At 62.7% G+C, this 18,387-nt stretch carries 12 protein-coding genes; all 12 read right to left on the bottom strand.

Going from position 1 to position 18,387, the window contains the following annotated elements:
* Nucleotides 1–80: 80 nt before the first annotated feature.
* The 12 genes from yccS to AB7M32_RS02415 all read right to left on the bottom strand — a co-directional run bounded on the left by yccS (nt 81) and on the right by AB7M32_RS02415 (nt 18,047).
* The gene (gene yccS, locus AB7M32_RS02470) at nt 81–2,264 is read right to left on the bottom strand and encodes a YccS family putative transporter (RefSeq protein WP_454248988.1); all 2,184 of its coding nucleotides are present in this window, start codon (nt 2,262–2,264) and stop codon (nt 81–83) included.
* A 254-nt stretch (nt 2,265–2,518) separates the two neighbouring features.
* Nucleotides 2,519–3,697, bottom strand: a complete 1,179-nt coding sequence (locus tag AB7M32_RS02465) for a BaiN/RdsA family NAD(P)/FAD-dependent oxidoreductase (protein WP_092202832.1) — start codon at nt 3,695–3,697, stop codon at nt 2,519–2,521.
* A gap of 151 nt (nt 3,698–3,848) precedes the next feature.
* Nucleotides 3,849–5,186, bottom strand: a complete 1,338-nt coding sequence (gene dbpA, locus AB7M32_RS02460) for an ATP-dependent RNA helicase DbpA (protein ID WP_230149652.1) — start codon at nt 5,184–5,186, stop codon at nt 3,849–3,851.
* 306 nt (nt 5,187–5,492) lie between these two features.
* Nucleotides 5,493–6,920 (bottom strand): multidrug transporter subunit MdtD, encoded by a 1,428-nt coding sequence (gene mdtD / locus AB7M32_RS02455; protein WP_092175145.1) that lies wholly within the window; start codon nt 6,918–6,920, stop codon nt 5,493–5,495.
* 109 nt (nt 6,921–7,029) lie between these two features.
* Nucleotides 7,030–8,367, bottom strand: coding sequence for a TldD/PmbA family protein (locus AB7M32_RS02450; RefSeq protein ID WP_454248987.1), 1,338 nt, complete (start codon nt 8,365–8,367; stop codon nt 7,030–7,032).
* The gene (locus AB7M32_RS02445) at nt 8,367–9,809 is read right to left on the bottom strand and encodes a TldD/PmbA family protein (RefSeq protein WP_454248986.1); all 1,443 of its coding nucleotides are present in this window, start codon (nt 9,807–9,809) and stop codon (nt 8,367–8,369) included. Before AB7M32_RS02445 ends, AB7M32_RS02450 begins: the two co-directional genes overlap by 1 nt.
* A gap of 637 nt (nt 9,810–10,446) precedes the next feature.
* A complete protein-coding gene (gene betA / locus AB7M32_RS02440) occupies nt 10,447–12,150 on the bottom strand; it encodes a choline dehydrogenase (RefSeq protein ID WP_454248985.1) in 1,704 nt (567 codons plus the stop codon).
* Between the two features lie 217 nt (nt 12,151–12,367).
* Nucleotides 12,368–13,840, bottom strand: a complete 1,473-nt coding sequence (betB, locus tag AB7M32_RS02435; RefSeq protein WP_454248984.1) for a betaine-aldehyde dehydrogenase — start codon at nt 13,838–13,840, stop codon at nt 12,368–12,370.
* Nucleotides 13,841–13,919: 79 nt separating this feature from the next.
* A complete protein-coding gene (gene betI / locus AB7M32_RS02430; RefSeq protein WP_158457288.1) occupies nt 13,920–14,540 on the bottom strand; it encodes a transcriptional regulator BetI in 621 nt (206 codons plus the stop codon).
* Between the two features lie 467 nt (nt 14,541–15,007).
* Nucleotides 15,008–16,186, bottom strand: a complete 1,179-nt coding sequence (choV, locus tag AB7M32_RS02425; protein ID WP_072405847.1) for a choline ABC transporter ATP-binding protein — start codon at nt 16,184–16,186, stop codon at nt 15,008–15,010.
* Entirely contained in the window at nt 16,183–17,028 is an 846-nt protein-coding gene (gene choW, locus AB7M32_RS02420) for a choline ABC transporter permease subunit (RefSeq protein ID WP_014340605.1), read from the bottom strand. The genes choV and choW overlap by 4 nt, the downstream gene beginning before the upstream one ends.
* A 71-nt stretch (nt 17,029–17,099) precedes the next feature.
* Nucleotides 17,100–18,047: a choline ABC transporter substrate-binding protein gene (locus AB7M32_RS02415; RefSeq protein ID WP_072405846.1), complete on the bottom strand. Its 948-nt coding sequence runs from the start codon at nt 18,045–18,047 to the stop codon at nt 17,100–17,102.
* Nucleotides 18,048–18,387: the final 340 nt, after the last annotated feature.

Here is an 18,387-nt window from a genome sequence, read left to right as displayed (position 1 = left end):
TCGTCCATCCACAGGGGGAGGCATTCCTAATGTGGGAGCGAGCTTGCTCGCGAAGAGGCCCGCTTGGACACCACAACCCCTCAAGCCTCGCCAGTGTCCTTGATCAAATGCGCCGCCAGCGTGCGCAACGGCCCCAACTGTCGACAGATCAACCCCAGTTGCGTCTGCACCAGGCGCTGTCCTTCGTCGATTTCATCGGGCATCTGCTCAAGCTCGCTGGCCAGGGCTTCCTCCTCGTCGCTCTGGATCGCGATCGGCTGTTTGCTCGCCAGGCCCTGGGCGATTTCGTCGATGCTCGCTGCCAGTTTCACCCCGGCACCGTCGATCAACTGTTCGCGCACTTGCGTCGGCAGTTCGGTGCCCCGGTGGGCACCCAGGCCGGACAAGTAACTGAGCAGGGTGTGGGACAGCACCAGGAAGCGGAACCCCACATCGGCTTCCTTACGGAAATGCCCCGGCTCCATCAGCATGTTGGCCAGCGTGGTGGACAGCGCGGCATCGGCGTTATGGGCGTTGCGTCGGGCCAGGCGGTAGGCCAGGTCGTCACTTTTGCCAGCGGCGTATTGCTGCATGATCTGGCGCAGGTAAATGCTGTTGCAGGTCAGCGTGTTGGCCAGCACTTTGTTCAGCCGCCGACCTTGCCAGTCGGGCAGGAACAGGAACACCGCCAACCCGGCGATCAGGCTGCCGAGCAAGGTATCGAACAGGCGCGGCAGCAGCAGACCATAGCCGTCGCCCACCTGGTTGAAGCAGAACAGCACCATGATGGTGATCGCCGCCGTCGCGAGGGTGTAGCGGGTGGTGCGGTTGGTAAAGAACACCACCCCGGCGGCAATGGCGAAGCACGACTGCACCAGCGGATTGGGAAACAGGTCGAACAACGCCCAGGCCACCGTCAGGCCGATGGCGGTGCCGATGATCCGCTGGCCGAGCTTGCGTCGGGTGGCGCCGTAGTTGGGCTGGCACACGAACAGCGTGGTAAGGATGATCCAATAGCCCTGGGACGGGTGGATCATGTGCACCACGGCGTAACCCACGCTCAAAGCCAGGGGCAAGCGTAAGGCATGGCGGAACAGCAGCGAGGTGGGCGTGAGCTGGGTGCGCAAGCGCAGCCAGACATCCTTGAGGTTGCGCGGCGAACGGTCCAGCAGGCTGCTGTCGGTGGCGTCGGCCAGGGCGTCGGGGTTGCTCGCGTCGCTGAGCAGGCGGTCCAGGGTGCCCAGGTTCGCCGCCAGCGCCCGTAACGAGCGCAGCAAGCCACGCCAGGCCGGGTTGCTCTGGATGCGCAGGTGCTCAAGGGACGCGTGCAGGTCGTTGAGGGCCTCGGCGAAGGTATCGTCGTAGACGAACGGCTGGCGCAGTTGGATCGACTCGGCCAGTGCCTGGCAGGCCTTGCCCTGCTGGCGCAGCAGGCGCTGGCAGCGGAACAGCACGTCGCTGTGGAAGAAAGCTTCGGCTAGGGCGTTGTAGGGATAGTGGGAGGAACTGGCGCGTTCGTGGATGTCCTGGGCCAGAAAGTACAGCTTCAGGTAGCGACTGACCTTCGAGCCCGGCCGGCCGTTGCCTACGCGGTGCAGGATGATTTCCTTCGCGCTGTTGAGCGCGGCGACCACTCGGCCATTCTGCTGGGCCAGTTCCAGGCGACGGGCCTCGACGTCCAGTTGGCGGATCGGCTCGAGGAGCGACGATTTGAGTTTCAGGTACCGTCCCAACTCGCGGAACAGCCGCGCCAGGCTTTGCTGCACCGGTTGGTTGGAAAACAGCGCATGCCATAGCACCGAGAGCAGGCCGTACCACGCGGCACCGGCCACCAGCAGCAGCGGCTCATGCCAGAAATCGGTGACCGCGCCGCCGCGCTGGTCCACGCCGATCATGGTGTAGACCGAAAGAATCAAGGTGGCCGAGGCAATCGCGCCATAACGTTCGCCCAGGGCCCCGAGCATGGTCAGGCCGAAGCTCGCCAGGGCCAGCGCGATGATGAACAGTAAGGGATACGGGAACAGCAACTCCACCGACAGCGCCGCGATGGTGAAGCACACCAGCGTTACGGCCAGCGCGTTGAGGCGACCCTGCCAACTGTCGTCGGTCTCGGCCAGGGCGCTGGAGATGATGCCCAGGAAGAGGGGAATCAGCAGCGCCATCTCGTCGAGATACCAGCACAGCCCCATGCTGCCGGTCAGGGCGATGAACACCCGCACGCTATAACTGAACTTATCCAACGCCCAAAGGCGACGCAAAGACTGGCTAAACGAGTTCGATGACATGAAGTGCATGGGCCTGACGGGCAATGACGCTAAATTGAGGCAGTAATGACGCCGACGCAATGGCGGCGATCACATCTGACAGCAAAAAGTGTTCCGGTGCGTGTGAGTGCGATCCAGAAAACACCACTGGCCCCCTGTGGGAGCGAGCTTGCTCGCGATAGCGGCAGTCCTGTCACATTGATGTTGACTGAACCACCACTATCGCGAGCAAGCTCGCTCCCACAGGGTTACTGCCACATTCAAATCGTGCCGGATCAGACGTACTGCGCGGCGGCATACCCCGAAGCCCACGCCCATTGGAAGTTGAACCCGCCGAGGTGCCCGGTGACGTCCAGCACTTCGCCGATGAAATACAGGCCGGGGCTTTTCAACGATTCCATGGTCTTGGACGAGACTTCCCGGGTGTCGACGCCGCCCAGGGTGACTTCGGCGGTGCGGTAGCCTTCGGTGCCGGCAGGGACGACGTTCCAGCTCGCCAGTTTCTCGGCGATGTCCGCCAGTTCCCCGTGGGTGTACTGCTTCATGGGTTTGGAGACGAACCAGGTGTCGGCCAGCAGGTTGGCCATCTTCTTGGTGAACAGCTCGCCCAGCAGGGTCTTGAGTTCGCTGTTGGGGCGTTCGGCCTGTTGCTGTTGCAGCCATTGCGGCACATCGTGATCCGGCAGCAGGTTGATCTGTACCGTGTCCCCTGGTTCCCAGAACGAGGAAATCTGCAGGATCGCCGGGCCGCTCAGGCCACGGTGGGTGAATAGGATGTTCTCGCGAAAGCTCTGGTCGTTGCAGCTCACCAGGCAATCCACCGAGGTGCCCGACAGTTCGGTGCACAAGGCCTTGAGCTGATCGGTGATGGTGAACGGCACCAGCCCGGCGCGGGTCGGCAGCAGTGCATGGCCAAACTGTTTCGCCACCTGATAACCGAAGCCGGTCGCTCCGAGTGTCGGGATCGACAGCCCGCCCGTGGCGATCACCAGGGATTGGCAGGCGAGGGCGCCGAGGGTGGTTTGCAGCAGGTAGCCGCCGTCGGTTTTTTCGATCTGGGTGATCGACGTGTCGAGGTGCAGGCTGACGCCGGCCTGGTCGCATTCATCCAGCAGCAGGCCAAGGATGTCGCTGGACTTGTTATCGCAGAACAACTGGCCGAGCTTTTTCTCGTGATAGGGCACGCCGTGCTTGGCCACCAGTGCGATGAAATCCCATTGGGTATAGCGGGCCAGGGCCGACTTGCAGAAGTGCGGGTTCTGCGACAGGAAGTTGCCCGGCTCGGTGTACATGTTGGTGAAATTGCAGCGCCCACCACCGGACATGAGAATCTTCTTGCCGGCCTTGTTGGCGTGGTCCAGCAGCATCACCTGCCGCCCGCGCGCGGCCGCGGTCAGCGCACACATCAACCCCGCGGCGCCAGCGCCAATGATCACGACTTCGGTAGAGCGCAAAACGGTGTCCTCTCAACTTTCTCGCACACTGAATGTGGGAGCGAGCTTGCTCGCGATGGCGACGTGTCAGACAGCATCAATGCCGCTGATCCACCGCTATCGCGAGCAAGCTCGCTCCCACAGTTTGATCTCTGTTGGGTTGCAGATCGCTTTACAGGATCCGCACCCGCAACGAGCGGCCCTTGATCTTGCCATCGTTCAGGCGTTGCAGGGCCTGCTTGGCGATGCCGCGTTCCACGGCCACATAGGCCTGGAAATCGAAGATCGCGATCTTGCCGACCTGGGCGCCGGGAATGCCGGCCTCGCCGGTCAGGGCGCCGAGGATGTCGCCGGGACGGACCTTGTCTTTGCGCCCGGCGCCGATGCACAGGGTGCTCATGGCCGGCAGCAGCGGGCCGCCGCCTTGGGGCTTGAGGTTGTCCAGCTGGTCCCAGCTCAGGGGCGACTTCTGCAGTTGCTCGATGGCCTGGGCGCGGTGGGCTTCGGACGGCGCCACCAGGCTGATGGCGATGCCTTTCTCTCCGGCGCGACCGGTGCGGCCGACGCGGTGGATATGAATTTCCGAGTCCCGGGCCAGTTCGACGTTGATCACCATGTCCAGGGCATCGATGTCCAGGCCGCGGGCCGCCACGTCAGTAGCCACCAGCACCGAGGTGCTGCGGTTGGCGAACATCGCCAGCACCTGGTCGCGGTCGCGCTGTTCCAGGTCGCCGTGCAGGCCAACGGCAGAAATGCCCTTGGACGTCAGGTGATCGACGGTTTCCTGGACCTGCTGCTTGGTGAAGCAGAACGCCACGCAGGAGGCCGGGCGGAAATGCGCCAGCACCTTGACCACCGCGTCCATGCGCTCCTCGGGGGAAATCTCATAGAAGCGCTGCTCGATCTGCGCGTCGGAGTGAAACGCCTCGGCCTTCACTTGCTGCGGGTTGCGCATGAACTTGGACGACAGTTGCTTGATGCCCACCGGGTAGGTGGCGGAGAACAGCAGCGTCTGGCGGCGTTCCGGGGTCTGCTGGATGATGTCTTCGATGGCGTCGTAGAAGCCCATGTCGAGCATGCGGTCGGCTTCGTCGAGAATCAGCGTGTTGAGGCCGTCGAGCACCAGCGAACCCTTGCGCAGGTGCTGTTGGATGCGCCCTGGTGTGCCGACGATGATGTGGGCGCCGTGTTCGAGGGAAGCGATCTGCGGGCCGAAGGACACGCCGCCGCATAGGGTCAGGACCTTGATGTTGTCTTCGGCGCGGGCCAGGCGACGGATTTCCTTGGCGACCTGGTCAGCCAGCTCGCGGGTCGGGCACATCACCAGTGCCTGGCAGCCGAAGAAACGTGGGTTGATCGGGTTCAGCAGGCCGATGCCGAAGGCGGCGGTCTTGCCGCTGCCGGTCTTGGCCTGGGCGATCAGGTCCATGCCCTTGAGGATCACCGGCAAGCTTTGCGCCTGGATCGGCGTCATCTGGGCATAACCGAGTGATTCGAGGTTAGCCAGCATGGCGGCGGACAGCGGCAAAGTATTAAAAGCGGTGGCAATGGTGGTCACGGGACTGGCCTGCAAAACAAAATGTCGCGCAGTGTAGCAGCCTCGTGCCACTTTCTTCGAAAGTTCTGGACGAGCGTGGTGTGGCCCCTGTGGCGAGGGAGCTTGCTCCCGCTCGGCTGCGCAGCAGTCGTAACCCAGGCGACGCGATATTTCAGGTACACCGTGTTGACCGATTTTGGGGGCGCTTCGCACCCCAGCGGGAGCAAGCTCCCTCGCCACAAGAGCCAACATGCCCAGGCAGCGTTCCAAGCACCTGGTTTAATGCTCGATATGCTCATCGGGACGCTTCTGCCGCCGGCCATCCTGCTTGGACAACTGGGAAAAAATCGTCGCCGCCAGCATCGCCATGATCCCCACCGTCACGAATGTCAGCTGGAACGCGCCGAGTACGGTGTCGACCCCGTCGTTGCCCACCTGGGCGGTAAAGCCACCGAGCAGGGCGCCGGCACAGGCCACGCCGAGGCTCAGGGACAGTTGCGCCACCACCGACAACAGGCTGTTGCCGCTGCTGGCGCTGGCGTCGTCCAGGTCGATCAGGGTCACGGTGTTCATCGCGGTGAATTGCAGCGAGTTGATCGCCCCCAGCACCGCCAATTGCGCCAGCAACAGCCAGTACGGTGTCTGTTCGCTGACCAGGCCCATGCTCGCCAGCATTACGCCCAGGGCCACGGTATTGCCGGTCAGGACGATGCGATAACCCAGGCGTTCGATCAGCGGTCGGGCCACGGACTTGGCGACCATGGCCGCTGCCGCCAGGGGCAGCATGCTCATGCCGGCCTGGGACGGTGAATAGCCGAGGGCGACTTGCAGCAGCAACGGCACCAGAAACGGCAATGCGCCGCTGCCCAGGCGCGCGAACAGGTTGCCGAGGATGCCCACCGCGAAGGTGCGGGTCTTGAACAACGACGGCGGGAACAGCGCGTTCTCGATATGCCCGGCCCGCAGCCAGTAGGCCGCCAGGCAGGCCATGCCGCCGAACAGCAGCAACATCACCCGCAGGTGTGGCAGGTGCAGTTCGCCCAGGCCCTCCATGGCGATGGTGATCAACACCATCGCCGCGCCGAACAGCAGGAACCCCAGCCCATCGAACCGGGTGCGCTCGCTGCCGCGCAAGTCGGGGATGAATTTCCACACCGCGTAACAGCCGATCACGCCCACCGGCAGGTTGATGATGAAGATCCAGTGCCAGGTCAGGTACTCCACCATCCAGCCGCCCATGGTTGGGCCGATCAGCGGGCCGAGCAGGCCGGGAATGGTGATGAAGCCCATGATCCGCACCAGTTCCGAGCGCGGGTAAGCCCGCAGCACCACCAGCCTGCCCACCGGCAGCATCAGCGCACCGCCCAGGCCCTGGATGACCCGGGCGCCGATCAGCATGCTCAACGAGTTGGACAGGGCGCACAGCAGCGAGCCGAAGCTGAACAGCAGGATCGCCCCGAAGAAGATCTTCTTGGTGCCGAAGCGGTCGGCGATCCAGCCCGAGGCCGGGATCAGCAACGCTACGGTGAGCATGTAGGCGATGATCACGCCCTGCATGCGCAGCGGGTTTTCCGCCAAGTCACTGGCCATGGCGGGCAGGGCGGTGTTGAGGATGGTCCCGTCCAGGGACTGCATGAAGAAGGCGATCGCCACGACCCATGGAAGCCAGCGGGCGGTGACGGCGTCGAGCGGAGCGCGGTTGGGCATGGGGCCTCTTGTTTGTGGTCGGGTGTCTGTTGGCTTCATCGCGGGCAAGCCTTGCTCCCACATGTGCGGCGTACATCCTGTGGGAGCATGGCTTGCCCGCGATGCTTTTTTACAGCGTCAAGGTCAACCGCTTCACCAGCGCTCCCGGCAACAGCATCGAGGCCGTGGCTCGCTGGCTGTAGGTGCTGGCCGAGAGCAGAAGTTCCCGCTCTCGGGTCAGGCTTTCCAGTTGTGAGCCGAGCAGGCTGTAGACGCTGTCGTCGAAACGCATGGTATTGACCGGCGCCTGGATCTGGCCGTTCTCGACCCAGAACGTGGCGAAGCGGGTCATGCCGGTCAGGCGCGCCGCCGGCTGGTCCGAATAGTTCAGGTACCACAGGTTGCTGATGTACAGCCCGGTGCCGAGTGCTTCGAGGATGTGTTTTTGCTCCAGTTGTCCGCCCCGCATGTCCAGCGCCGTCGGGTATTCGTAGCTGCTGGCGCCGTTGGCCGCGAGGCCGTATTCGGCGGCGCTGCGGGAGTTGACCAGTCGCGCATTGGCCGTGCCCTTGGCGATCAGTCCCAAGTCATCGCGGGGATAACCTTCGTCGGAAAACGCCGGGCTCAAGGAGCCGCTGACCTGCTCCGTCAGCCACACGTTGGGGCTGAAGTGGGCTTCGCCAGCGTAGAACTTCTGCAGCGGGCTTTGCTTGCTGGCGATTGCACGGGCCGAGAACCCGCCCCAACTGAGCATGCCCATGATCTCTTCCAGCGCGGCCGGCGCCAGGTAAGCGCGATATTCCCCTGGCGGCAACGTGCGCAGCGGGCGGCCGAGAAACTCCAGTTGCTCGCGGGCCTGTTCGAAGCGCCGGGCAAATCCGTCACTGCTCCATTCATGTCCGGCGTAGCTGGCTTTCACCGCCTGGCCATTGTCATGGAACAGGCTGAAATCGAAGTTGAAGCTGTTGGCCTGATGCCAGCCGAACGCCCCCGAAGAACTGGCGAAACCACGGCTGATGGGCCCGGCGGCGTAAAACCCCACCAGGTCCAGGCCTTCGGCGGCGCGGGTGATTTCGGTAACGGCCTGTTCCGTCTCGGGCAATGGATGGTCCTGCACATTGTTGCTCTGCCAGGGGTCGGGGTTGAGCAGCAAGTAGGGATCGGCGGGCAGCAGTGGCAAGGTTTCGCGCAGTTGTTGCAGCCCTTCGGCCAGGCGTTGCAGGTCGGTCTCGGGGTCGCCGGACAAGGTGATCTGCAGGTCGGCGTGGCGCCCGTCGTCGATCAATTTGAAACTGACATTGGCCTGCTGCACCTGCCCTGCCTGGCGGACCTTGCCGTGGTTGAAACGTACGAAGGCCGAGGACTCGGCGGCATAGCCGAGGGTGAACTGTTCGGATTCAAGCAACGCATCGCGCAGCCAGTCGACCAGCGCCTTGAAGGCTCCGGCCTGATTATTGACGCTGCCCATCAGGCATCTCCCCCAAACACATCAACATTGCTGAACACACAGGCTGGCGACGCATGGCCGACGCGGATGACCTGGTTCGGTTCGCCCTTGCCACAGTTCGGCGTGCCCAGAACCTGGAGGGTACTGGCATCGCCCACGGCGCGCAGGCTCTTCCAGAATTGCGCGGAAATACCCCGGTAGTTGGGGTTCTTCACCACGCCCTTGAGCTCGCCGTTCTCGATCAACTGGCCCCACTCGCAGCCGAACTGGAATTTGTTGCGGGCGTCGTCGATGGACCAGGAGCGGTTGGTGCGCATCAGCACGCCACGTTCGATGCCCTGAATCAGTTGTTCCAGGGATTGGTCGCCGGGCTCGATGTTCAGGTTCGCCATGCGGTCGATGGGCGGGCGGTTCCAACCGCAGGCGCGGCTGTTGGCGACACCGTCGAGGCCGGCGCGGAACTGCGACAGCGCGCCGCCCAGAGGACGCAGCAACAGGCCTTCGCGAATCAGGAATTGTTTGCTGGCGGCGCTGCCGTCGTCGTCGTGGCTGTAGCTGGCCAGTTCTTCGGGAATGTTCGGGTCGAAGGTCACGTTCAACAGGCGGGAGCCGTATTGCAAGTGGCCGAAATCGCTGGCCTTGACGAAGCTGGTGCCGGCGTAATTGCGTTCGTCCCCCAGGATGCGGTCCAGCTCCAGCGGATGGCCGATGGACTCATGGATCTGCAGCATCATCTGGTCGGGCATCAGCAGCAGGTCGCGGGGGCCTTGCGGGGTGTTCGGCGCCATCAGCAACTGCAGGGCCTGGTCGGCGATTTTCGGCCCGGCACCGATCAGGCCGCAGCGGCTGATCACATCGAAGCCGCCCTGCTGGCCGAAATTTTCCCGGCCCAGGGTACGGGTCTGGCTGTCGTGGCCGTCGAAGGCGGTGACATCCAGGGCCGGGTAGATGAAGCGTTGGGCCTGGCGCAGTTCGGCGCCGGCACTGTTGAGGTAGATCTGCTCGACCTGGGTCAGGCCGATGCTGGCCTGCCAGTTCACCAGGCGCTCGTCCTGGGGCACTGCGGCCGATTCGTCGCCGAGCAATTGGTAGCAGTCGCTCAGGGGTGGGAAGGCCTGGTCGAAATGCGGCGAGAAGTAATCGGCGCGGTCGCTGGATACCGCTTGTTCGCGCAAATCCAGCAAGGCATGGGGCTTGAGCCGTCGGGCCTGTTGCTCGGCCCGATCCAGTGCCGCTTGCAGACCGGCCTGGGACAGGTCGTTGGTGGCGGCATACGCCTCGACACCGTTGACCCGCACGGTGAGCATCGCACCTTCATCACGGTTCAGGCTGGGCGGTTCGGCGACGTTCTTGCGCACCGACAGATGCTGGCCGGATTCGCGCACGTAACGCAGGGAAAAGAATTCAGCACCCGTGCGCAAGGCAGCAAAACGCTCCTTGAGCCGGGGGTGGAAGTCGAACATGAAACCTCCTTGTCTGGAGTGGCGATGCAGCGAGGTGCGGTGCATTGACGCTGTGGCTCTAGAGTAGGCCTGGGGCGGGGGAGGGATCAAGGTAGGAGGGAATACTGAGGTTGTCAGGGCGGACGCTATCGCGAGCAAGCTCGCTCCCACACTGAATCTTCGGCGACCGCGGAATCCGTGCCGGCCGTCGTGCCTTTGTGGGAGCGGGCTTGCCCGCGAAGACAGCGGTACATCCGACATTGATGCAAGCTGATCCACCGCTATCGCGAGCAGCTCGCTCCCACACTGGATCTTCGGCGACCGCGGAATCCGTGTCGGGCGGCGTGCCTTTTGTGGGAGCGGGCTTGCCCGCGAAGACAGCGGTACATCCGACATTGATGCAAGCTGATCCACCGCTATCGCGAGCAAGCTCGCTCCCACACTGGATCTTCGGCGACCGCGGAATCCGTGCCGGCCGTCGTGCCTTTGTGGGAGCGGGCTTGCCCGCGAAGACAGCGGTACATCCGACATTGAAGCAACTGATCCACCGCTATCGCGAGCAGCTCGCTCCCACATGGGCCCTTCGGCGAGCACAAGATCCGCGCAGCCACCGTGCCCTTTGTGGGAGCGAGCTTGCTCGCGATGGCGGTCCTGAGTCTTACTGAGCCATTGGCCCCACTTCCCGCATCGGCTTGCCGCGCACTGGCGCGTCGCCGGCCACGTAGTACGGGGCGGTGCTGCGTGGCAGGGGCTTGCGGCCGCGGATCTTGTCGGCGATTTTCTCGGCGATCATGATCGTCGGCGCGTTCAGGTTGCCGGTGGTGATGATCGGCATGATCGAGGCATCCACCACGCGCAGCCCTTGCATGCCATGCACGCGGCCTTCGCCGTCCACCACGGCCATGTCGTCGGTGCCCATCTTGCACGAGCAGGATGGGTGGAACGCGGTTTCGGCGTGTTCGCGGATGAACTGGTCCAGTTGCGCGTCCGTCTGCACCTCGATGCCCGGGCTGATCTCGCGACCCCGGAACGGGTCGAGTGCCGGTTGCTGCATGATCTCGCGGGTCAGGCGGATGCCGTCGCGAAATTCCTGCCAGTCCTGTTCGGTCGCCATGTAGTTGAACAGAATGCTCGGATGCTGGCGCGGGTCCTTGGACTTGGCCTGGATCCGGCCGCGGCTTGGCGAGCGCATGGAGCCCATGTGCGCCTGGAAACCATGTTCCTTCACGCCGTTGCTGCCGTTGTAGTTAATCGCCACCGGCAGGAAGTGATATTGGATGTTCGGCCAATCGAATTCCGGGCGGGTGCGGATGAAGCCGCCGGCCTCGAACTGGTTGCTGGCGCCGATACCGGTGCCGTTGAACAGCCATTCGGCCCCGATGGCCGGCTGGTTGTACCAGAGCAGCGACGGGTACAGCGAGACCGGTTGGGTGCAGGCGTATTGCAGGTACAACTCGAGGTGATCCTGCAGGTTTTCGCCGACCCCCGGCAGGTCGTGGACCACCGGGATGTCGAGGCTTTCCAGCAATTGGGCCGGGCCGACGCCGGAGCGCTGCAGGATCTGTGGCGAGGCGATGGCGCCGGAGCACAGCAGCACTTCCTTGCGCGCCCGGGCCTCGACGCGCTCTTCAGCCGCACCCACCAGGTAACGCACGCCGACCGCGCGTTTGCCTTCGAAGATGATCTTGTCGGTCAGGGCGTGGGTGACGATGGTCAGGGTCGAGCGCTTCTTGGCGATGTCCAGGTAACCGCGCGCGGTGCTGACCCGACGGCCGTTGGGCGTGACGGTACGGTCCATCGGGCCGAAACCTTCCTGCTGGTAGCCGTTGAGGTCTTCGGTACGCGGGTAACCGGCTTGCACACCGGCCTCGACCATGGCGTGGAACAACGGGTTGTTGCCGGCCTTGGGCGTGGTCACGCTCACGGGGCCGTCGCCGCCGTGGTAGTCGTTCGGGCCGATGTCTCGGGTCTCGGCTTTTCTGAAGTAGGGCAGGCAGTCCAGGTACGTCCAGTCCTCGAGGCCAGGCAGTTTTGCCCAGTTGTCATAGTCCAGGGCGTTGCCACGGATGTAGCACATGCCATTGATCAGCGAAGAACCGCCCAGGCCCTTGCCACGACCGCATTCCATGCGGCGGCCGTTCATGTGCGGCTCCGGGTCGGTCTCGTAGGCCCAGTTGTAGCGCCGGCCTTGCAGCGGGAACGCCAGGGCGGCGGGCATTTGCGTGCGGAAATCCAGGCGATAGTCCGGGCCGCCGGCTTCGAGCAGCAGGACGGTGACGCCCTCGTCTTCGGTCAGGCGGGTGGCCAGCGTGTTACCGGCCGAGCCGGCACCGATGATGATGTAATCGAATTCTTGGGACATGAAATGCACCCTCTTTTTGAATTGGGTTCAGGTCGCGGTTGCCTTGACGCCGTATAACCTGTGGCGAGGGGATTTATCCCCGTTCGGCTGCGCAGCAGTCGTAAATCAGCGACTGGGTTTGTCTGAAGAATGGGCGGCCTTGGGAGGGGCTGCTACGCAGCCCCACGGGGATAAATCCCCTCGCCACAACAGCGTTCACTCAAGGCCTCATGTCCAATCAGAACACCGACGCGTAATCGCCCAGTTCGACCTGCACCGACTTGATGCGGGTGAAGTTGTTCAGCGAACTGATGCCGTTCTCACGGCCCACGCCCGATTGCTTGTAGCCGCCGACCGGCATCTTGGCGTCGGACTCGCCCCAGGCGTTGATCCAGCAGATACCGGCTTCCAACTGGTGGATGATGCGGTGGGCGCGGTTCAGGTCGCGGGTCACGACGCCAGCGGCCAGGCCGAAGTCGGTGTCGTTGGCCCGGCGAACCACTTCTTCTTCGGTGTCATAGGTGAGGATGCTCATCACTGGGCCGAAGATTTCCTCGCGCACGATGGTCATCTCGTCGGTGCAGTCGGTGAACACGGTCGGGGCGACGAATGCGCCCTTGGCGAATTCGCCGTCGGTCAGACGACCGCCGCCGCACAGCAGGCGTGCACCTTCGGCCTTGCCTTTCTCGATGTAGCCCAACACGCTTTCCATGTGGGCGAAGCTCACCAGCGGGCCGAAGTTGGTGTTCTCGTCCTCTGGATTGCCGATGCGGATGCGCGCCACGCGCTCGGCGATCTTGGCTTCGAAGGCCGCCTTGAGGTGGCTCGGTACGAACACGCGGGTGCCGTTGGTGCAGACTTGGCCGGAGCTGTAGAAGTTGGCCATCATCGCAGTGTCGGCAGCGCGATCCAGGTCGGCATCGTCGCAGATGATCAACGGCGACTTGCCACCCAGCTCCATGGTCACCTCCTTGAGCGAAGAACTCGAAGCGCTGGCCATGACTTTCTTGCCAGTGTCGGTGCCGCCGGTGAAGGAGACTTTCTCGATGCGCGGGTGCTCGGTCAGCCAGGTGCCGACTTCACGGCCGCTGCCGGTCAGGACGTTGAAGACGCCTGGCGGAACGCCGGCTTCGGTATAGATCTCGGCCAGTTTCAAGGTGGTCAGCGAGGTGACTTCGCTCGGTTTGAAGATCATCGCGTTACCGGCTGCCAGGGCCGGTGCGGATTTCCACAGGGCGATCTGGATCGGGTAGTTCCACGCGCCGATACCAGCCACTACGCCCAGGGGTTCGCGACGGGTGTAGACGAAAGACGTGTCGCGCAACGGGATCTGCTCGCCTTCGATAGCGGGCACCAGGCCGGCATAGTATTCCAGCACGTCGGCGCCGGTGACGATGTCGACGTAGCGGGTTTCGGAGTAGGCCTTGCCGGTGTCCAGGGTTTCCAGGGCGGCCAGTTCATCGTTGCGCTCGCGCAGGATGTCCACGGCGCGGCGCAGGATGCGCGAGCGCTGCATGGCGGTCATGGCGGCCCAGACTTTCTGGCCCTTTTCGGCGCTGGCCACGGCGCGCTCGACGTCCTCGAACGTTGCGCGCTGCACCAGGGCGAGTACTTCACCGTTGGCCGGGTTGATGGCTTCGAAAGTGGCGTCGCCGCTGGCATCGCTGTACGCGCCATCGATGTAGAGTTTTTGCAGTTCGAAACGGGCCATAAAGTCCTCGCAAGTGCATGAGTGGTTGGCTGGCCACCGAGCGTGTCGTTTATAGCTGACTACGCGCTGCGGTGGGGGTTCAGGAGTCGAGCGGTTCTGTGTGCTCTGGCGCCCCTGCCTTGGCCAGTTGGAAATCCATGTATTCGTAAGCGATCTGGTGCGCCTGGGCGGTATCGAACGCGTCTCCGGACAGCGCTCCGCGCAGCCACAAACCGTCAATCAGCGCGGCCAGGCCCCGTGCCGCGCTGCGTGCCTGATCAACGGGCAACACGCGGCGGAACTGGCAACACAGGTTGGAATACAGACGGTGATCGTTGATCCGCTGCAACCTGTGCAAAGACGGGTGGTGCATGCTGGTGGCCCAGAAGGCCAGCCAGGTTTTCATTGCCGGGCCATTGACCTGGCTGGCGTCGAAGTTGCCTTCGATGATCACCTTGAGGTGAGCCCGCGGGCTGGTGTCCTCCAGTGCCTGGCGGCGTGCGGTGACGTTTTCGCTCAGGACACTCATCAGGTACTGGGCCGTGGCCGCGATCAGGCCGTTCTTGTCCTGAAAGTAGTGACTGATGATGCCGTTGGAGACACCCGCCAAACGAGCGATCAGCGCAATGCTGGCGTCCCCCATGCCGACCTGATCGACCGCTTGCAGCGTGGCTTCGATCAATTGTTGGCGGCGGATGGGTTGCATACCGACCTTGGGCATCTAGCACATCTCCTTAGGCCATCCGGCGGGCGAGTGTCGTCTGCCAGAATGAAAGCCAGTCTATTTTGTTTTGATTGAACGTTCAATCAACAAAAACAAAGTTCTATGACAAGTCGTCGCTGTTTGTCGGGATTCCATGTGTGAAACCCGCGGTACAGGGGCGAGGACTTTTTCGGGATGTCTTTATAACACTCGTCGGTTGGTGTGAAGGCCTGATGCCGATTGATAGTTGGAATACTGTTGTGGCGAGGGGATTTATCCCCGCTGGGCTGCGCAGCAGCCCCAAAAGCTGTGAACTCATTCTGTCTGACACACCGAGACACCTGGCTATGGGGCTGCTGCGCAGCCCAGCGGGGATAAATCCCCTTCGCCACAGTTGTTTGCATTCCAGGTCAAGCTTGCCAGCAGTCAGCACTGCACAAACAAAAACGCCGCGATCATCTCGCGGCGTTTTTGTTTGCGTGGCCTCAGCCCAGGTTCTTGCCGAGCAGTGCGTGGTACAGCTCGCTGTCGCCCAGGATCCCGACGACTTTCTGGTTATCGTGGAGCACCAGTTTGTTGCCGGTCTGGTAGCGAATCTGCAACGCGTCGCGCATGCCGATGTTGGAATCCACCAGGGTTGGACGGCGGCCCAGGTCTTCCACTGATTGGCCCGGCGCCCAGTTTTGCAGGTCCAGGGCCGCGCCGTTCTGCCGGGCGCCCTTGATGGTGTTGCCTTCGGCCAGGTCGAGCCAGGAGTCGCCGCCCGGATCCAGGCAGACCGAACCGTTGATGCGCTTGCAGTTGTCCAGGGTGCGCATCAGGCTGCGACCGCAGAGCACGTTGAGTGGGTTGGTGTGGGCGACGAAGGTGCGCACATAGTCGTCCGCCGGGTTCAGCACGATCTCTTCCGGCTTGCTGTACTGGATGATCTTGCCGTCTTTCATGATGGCGATCCGCGTGCCCAGTTTCAGGGCTTCGTCCAGGTCATGGCTGACGAACACGATGGTCTTTTGCAGTTTGCGTTGCAGTTCCAACAGTTCGTCCTGCAAACCCTGGCGGATCAGCGGGTCGAGGGCCGAGAACGGTTCGTCCATCAGCAGGATGTCGGCGTCCATCGCCAGGGCGCGGGCCAGGCCGACCCGTTGCTGCATACCGCCGGACAGCTCGTCGGGTTTCTTGTTGCGCCACTGGGTCAGGCCCACCAGCTCGAGTTTTTCATCCACCAGCTTGCGCCGTTCTTTCTCGGGACGGCCCTGCATTTCCAGGCCGAAGCTGATGTTCTCGCGCACCGTCAGCCAAGGCATCAAAGCGAACTTCTGGAACACCATGGCGATGCGCTTGGTGCGCATCATCTTCAGTTCAGCGGGGGAGCAGGAGGCGATGTCGATCTGCCGTCCTTCATGCTCGACGAACAACTTGCCACGACTGACGGTATTCAAGCCGTTGATGCAGCGCAGCAGGCTGGATTTGCCTGAGCCGGAAAGGCCCATCAAGACGCAGATCTCACCCTTCTCGATGGATAGGCTGGCTTTTTCCACGCCGACGATCAGGCCGGTCTGCTGCAGGATCTCGGGGCGCGAAAACCCCTTGTCCAGCAGGTCCAGCGCGGCCTTGGGGCGGTTGGAGAAAATAACATCGACGTCTTCGAAACGAATGATGCTCATGCGTCACCCCCTACTTTAGCGTCGGGTTGTTTGCAGATTCGGTCGAGCATGATCGCCAGCAATACGATCGCCAGGCCGGCTTCGAAGCCCAGGGCGATATCGGCGGTGTTCAGTGCGTTGACCACGGGTTTGCCCAGGCCATCGGCACCCACCAGCGCGGCGATCACCACCATCGACAACGACAGCATGATGCACTGGGTGATACCGGCCGCGATGCTTGGCATCGCATGGGGCAGTTCGATGCGCGACAGGAGTTGGCGGCGGGAGCAGCCGAAGGCTTTGCCGGCGTCCATCAGTTCGTCCGGAACGTCGCGGATGCCCAGGTAGGTCAGGCGGATGGGCGCGGCAATCGCGAACACCACCGTGGAGATCAGGCCCGGGACCACACCCAGACCGAAAAGGGTCAGGGTAGGAATGAGGTAGACGAAGGTCGGTACGGTCTGCATCAGATCGAGTACCGGCCGCATCATTGTGTAAAACATCGGCTTGTGCGCGGCAACAATGCCCAGCGGCACGCCGATCAGCACGCAGACCAGGGTCGCGAACAGCACCTGGGCGAGGGTTTCCATGGTTTCTTGCCAGTAACCCAGGTTGAGGATCAGCAGGAAGGACGCGATGACAAATACGGTCAGGCCCCATTTGCGCTGGATGAAGTGCGCCAATAGCGCGATGAGGCCGATCAGGGCCAGGGGGTTGAACCAGGTCAGCGCAAACGTCACGCCGTGAATCATCGTTTCCAGAAACAGCGCGATTGCGTCGAATGTGTTGGCGCCGTTTTGCGTCAACCATTCGACAAAGCCCGCGATGTACTGGCCCAAAGGTATTTTCTGATCAATAAGCATGGTAGTGAACGTCCGCATGCAAGGGAATAAACAGCCCGGGCGAGCGAACTCGCCCGGCATAACATAAGCAGTTATTGCGCAAGCTTGGCTTTCACGGCTTCCAGGCCAGGTTTACCGTCAATGGTGGTCACGCCAGCGAGCCAGGTATCGAGTACCTGAGGGTTTTTCTTCAGCCAGGCCTTGGCGGCGGCCTCAGGTTTCATCTTGTCGTCGAGCACGTTGCCCATCAGCGTGCTCTCCATGTCGACGGTGAACTCCAGGTTTTTCAACAGTTGGCCAACGTTGCTGCATTCCTGGCTGTAGCCCTTGCGGGTGTTGGTCGCCACGGTAGCGGCACCGAAGTCGGGACCGAAGAAGTCGTCGCCGCCGGTCAGGTACTGGATCTTGAAACGCGTGTTCATCGGGTGTGGTGCCCAGCCGAGGAACACCACGTCGGTGCCTCGCTTGGAGGCGCGGTCGACCTGCGAGAGCATGCCCGCTTCGCTCGACTCGACGACTTTGAAGCCGGCGTCCTTCAGGCCGAAGGCGTTCTTTTCGATCATGCTCTGGATCAGGCGGTTGCCGTCGTTGCCCGGTTCGATGCCGTAGATCTTGCCGTCCAGCTCTTTCTTGAATTTGGGGATGTCGGCGAAGTCATGCAGGCCCTTGTCATACAAGGCCTGGGGCACGGCGAGGGTGTACTTGGCGCCCTTGAGGTTGGTGCGCACGGTTTCCACGGTGCCGGCTTCGCGGTAGGCCTTGATGTCGTTTTCCATGGTCGGCATCCAGTTGCCGAGGAATACATCCATGTTCTTGCCATCGGCCAGGGACTTGTAGGTCACCGGCACGGAAATCATGGTGGTCTTGGTCTTGTAGCCCAGGGCGTCCAGCACCACGCTGGTGGTCGCCGTGGTCACGGTAATGTCGGTCCAGCCGACATCGGAGAAGTTGACGGTGCTGCACTTTTCGGGTTCTGCAGCGTTGGCCAGCATCGGAAGACTCAGCATGGCGGCCAACAACAACGGCTTGGAACCTTTCATGGGTGGACTCCTGGTGTTTTATCGGCGGTGTCCGGTCAGGACAACCACGCTTAATTGGATGTTGCGGTTGGTGGCGCGTGGGCACTCTCTGACACGCGGCCTTGCAAACGAGCCGTAACCGATCATGTACCAGTGCAAATCTGACGCCTACAGGGTGGGTCGTATCCAGTACAGGGATGGTCGCATCCAGTGTCGGTGACGTCGTTTACAGATTTTTTCCGCCCCTGACGGGCCTCTGACACGCAGAAAAACGCCGCAGAACCGGGGTCAGGGACGGGCGGCGCTGGTGGGCATGATTGCGTCGGTGTCAGACGTCGGGCGCCAAGGCAAAAACCGGATG

Source organism: Pseudomonas sp. R151218B TE3479, from assembly GCF_053629195.1.
The sequence above is the reverse complement of the archived record's forward strand: the minus strand, read 5'-3'. Positions and strand labels throughout refer to the sequence as shown.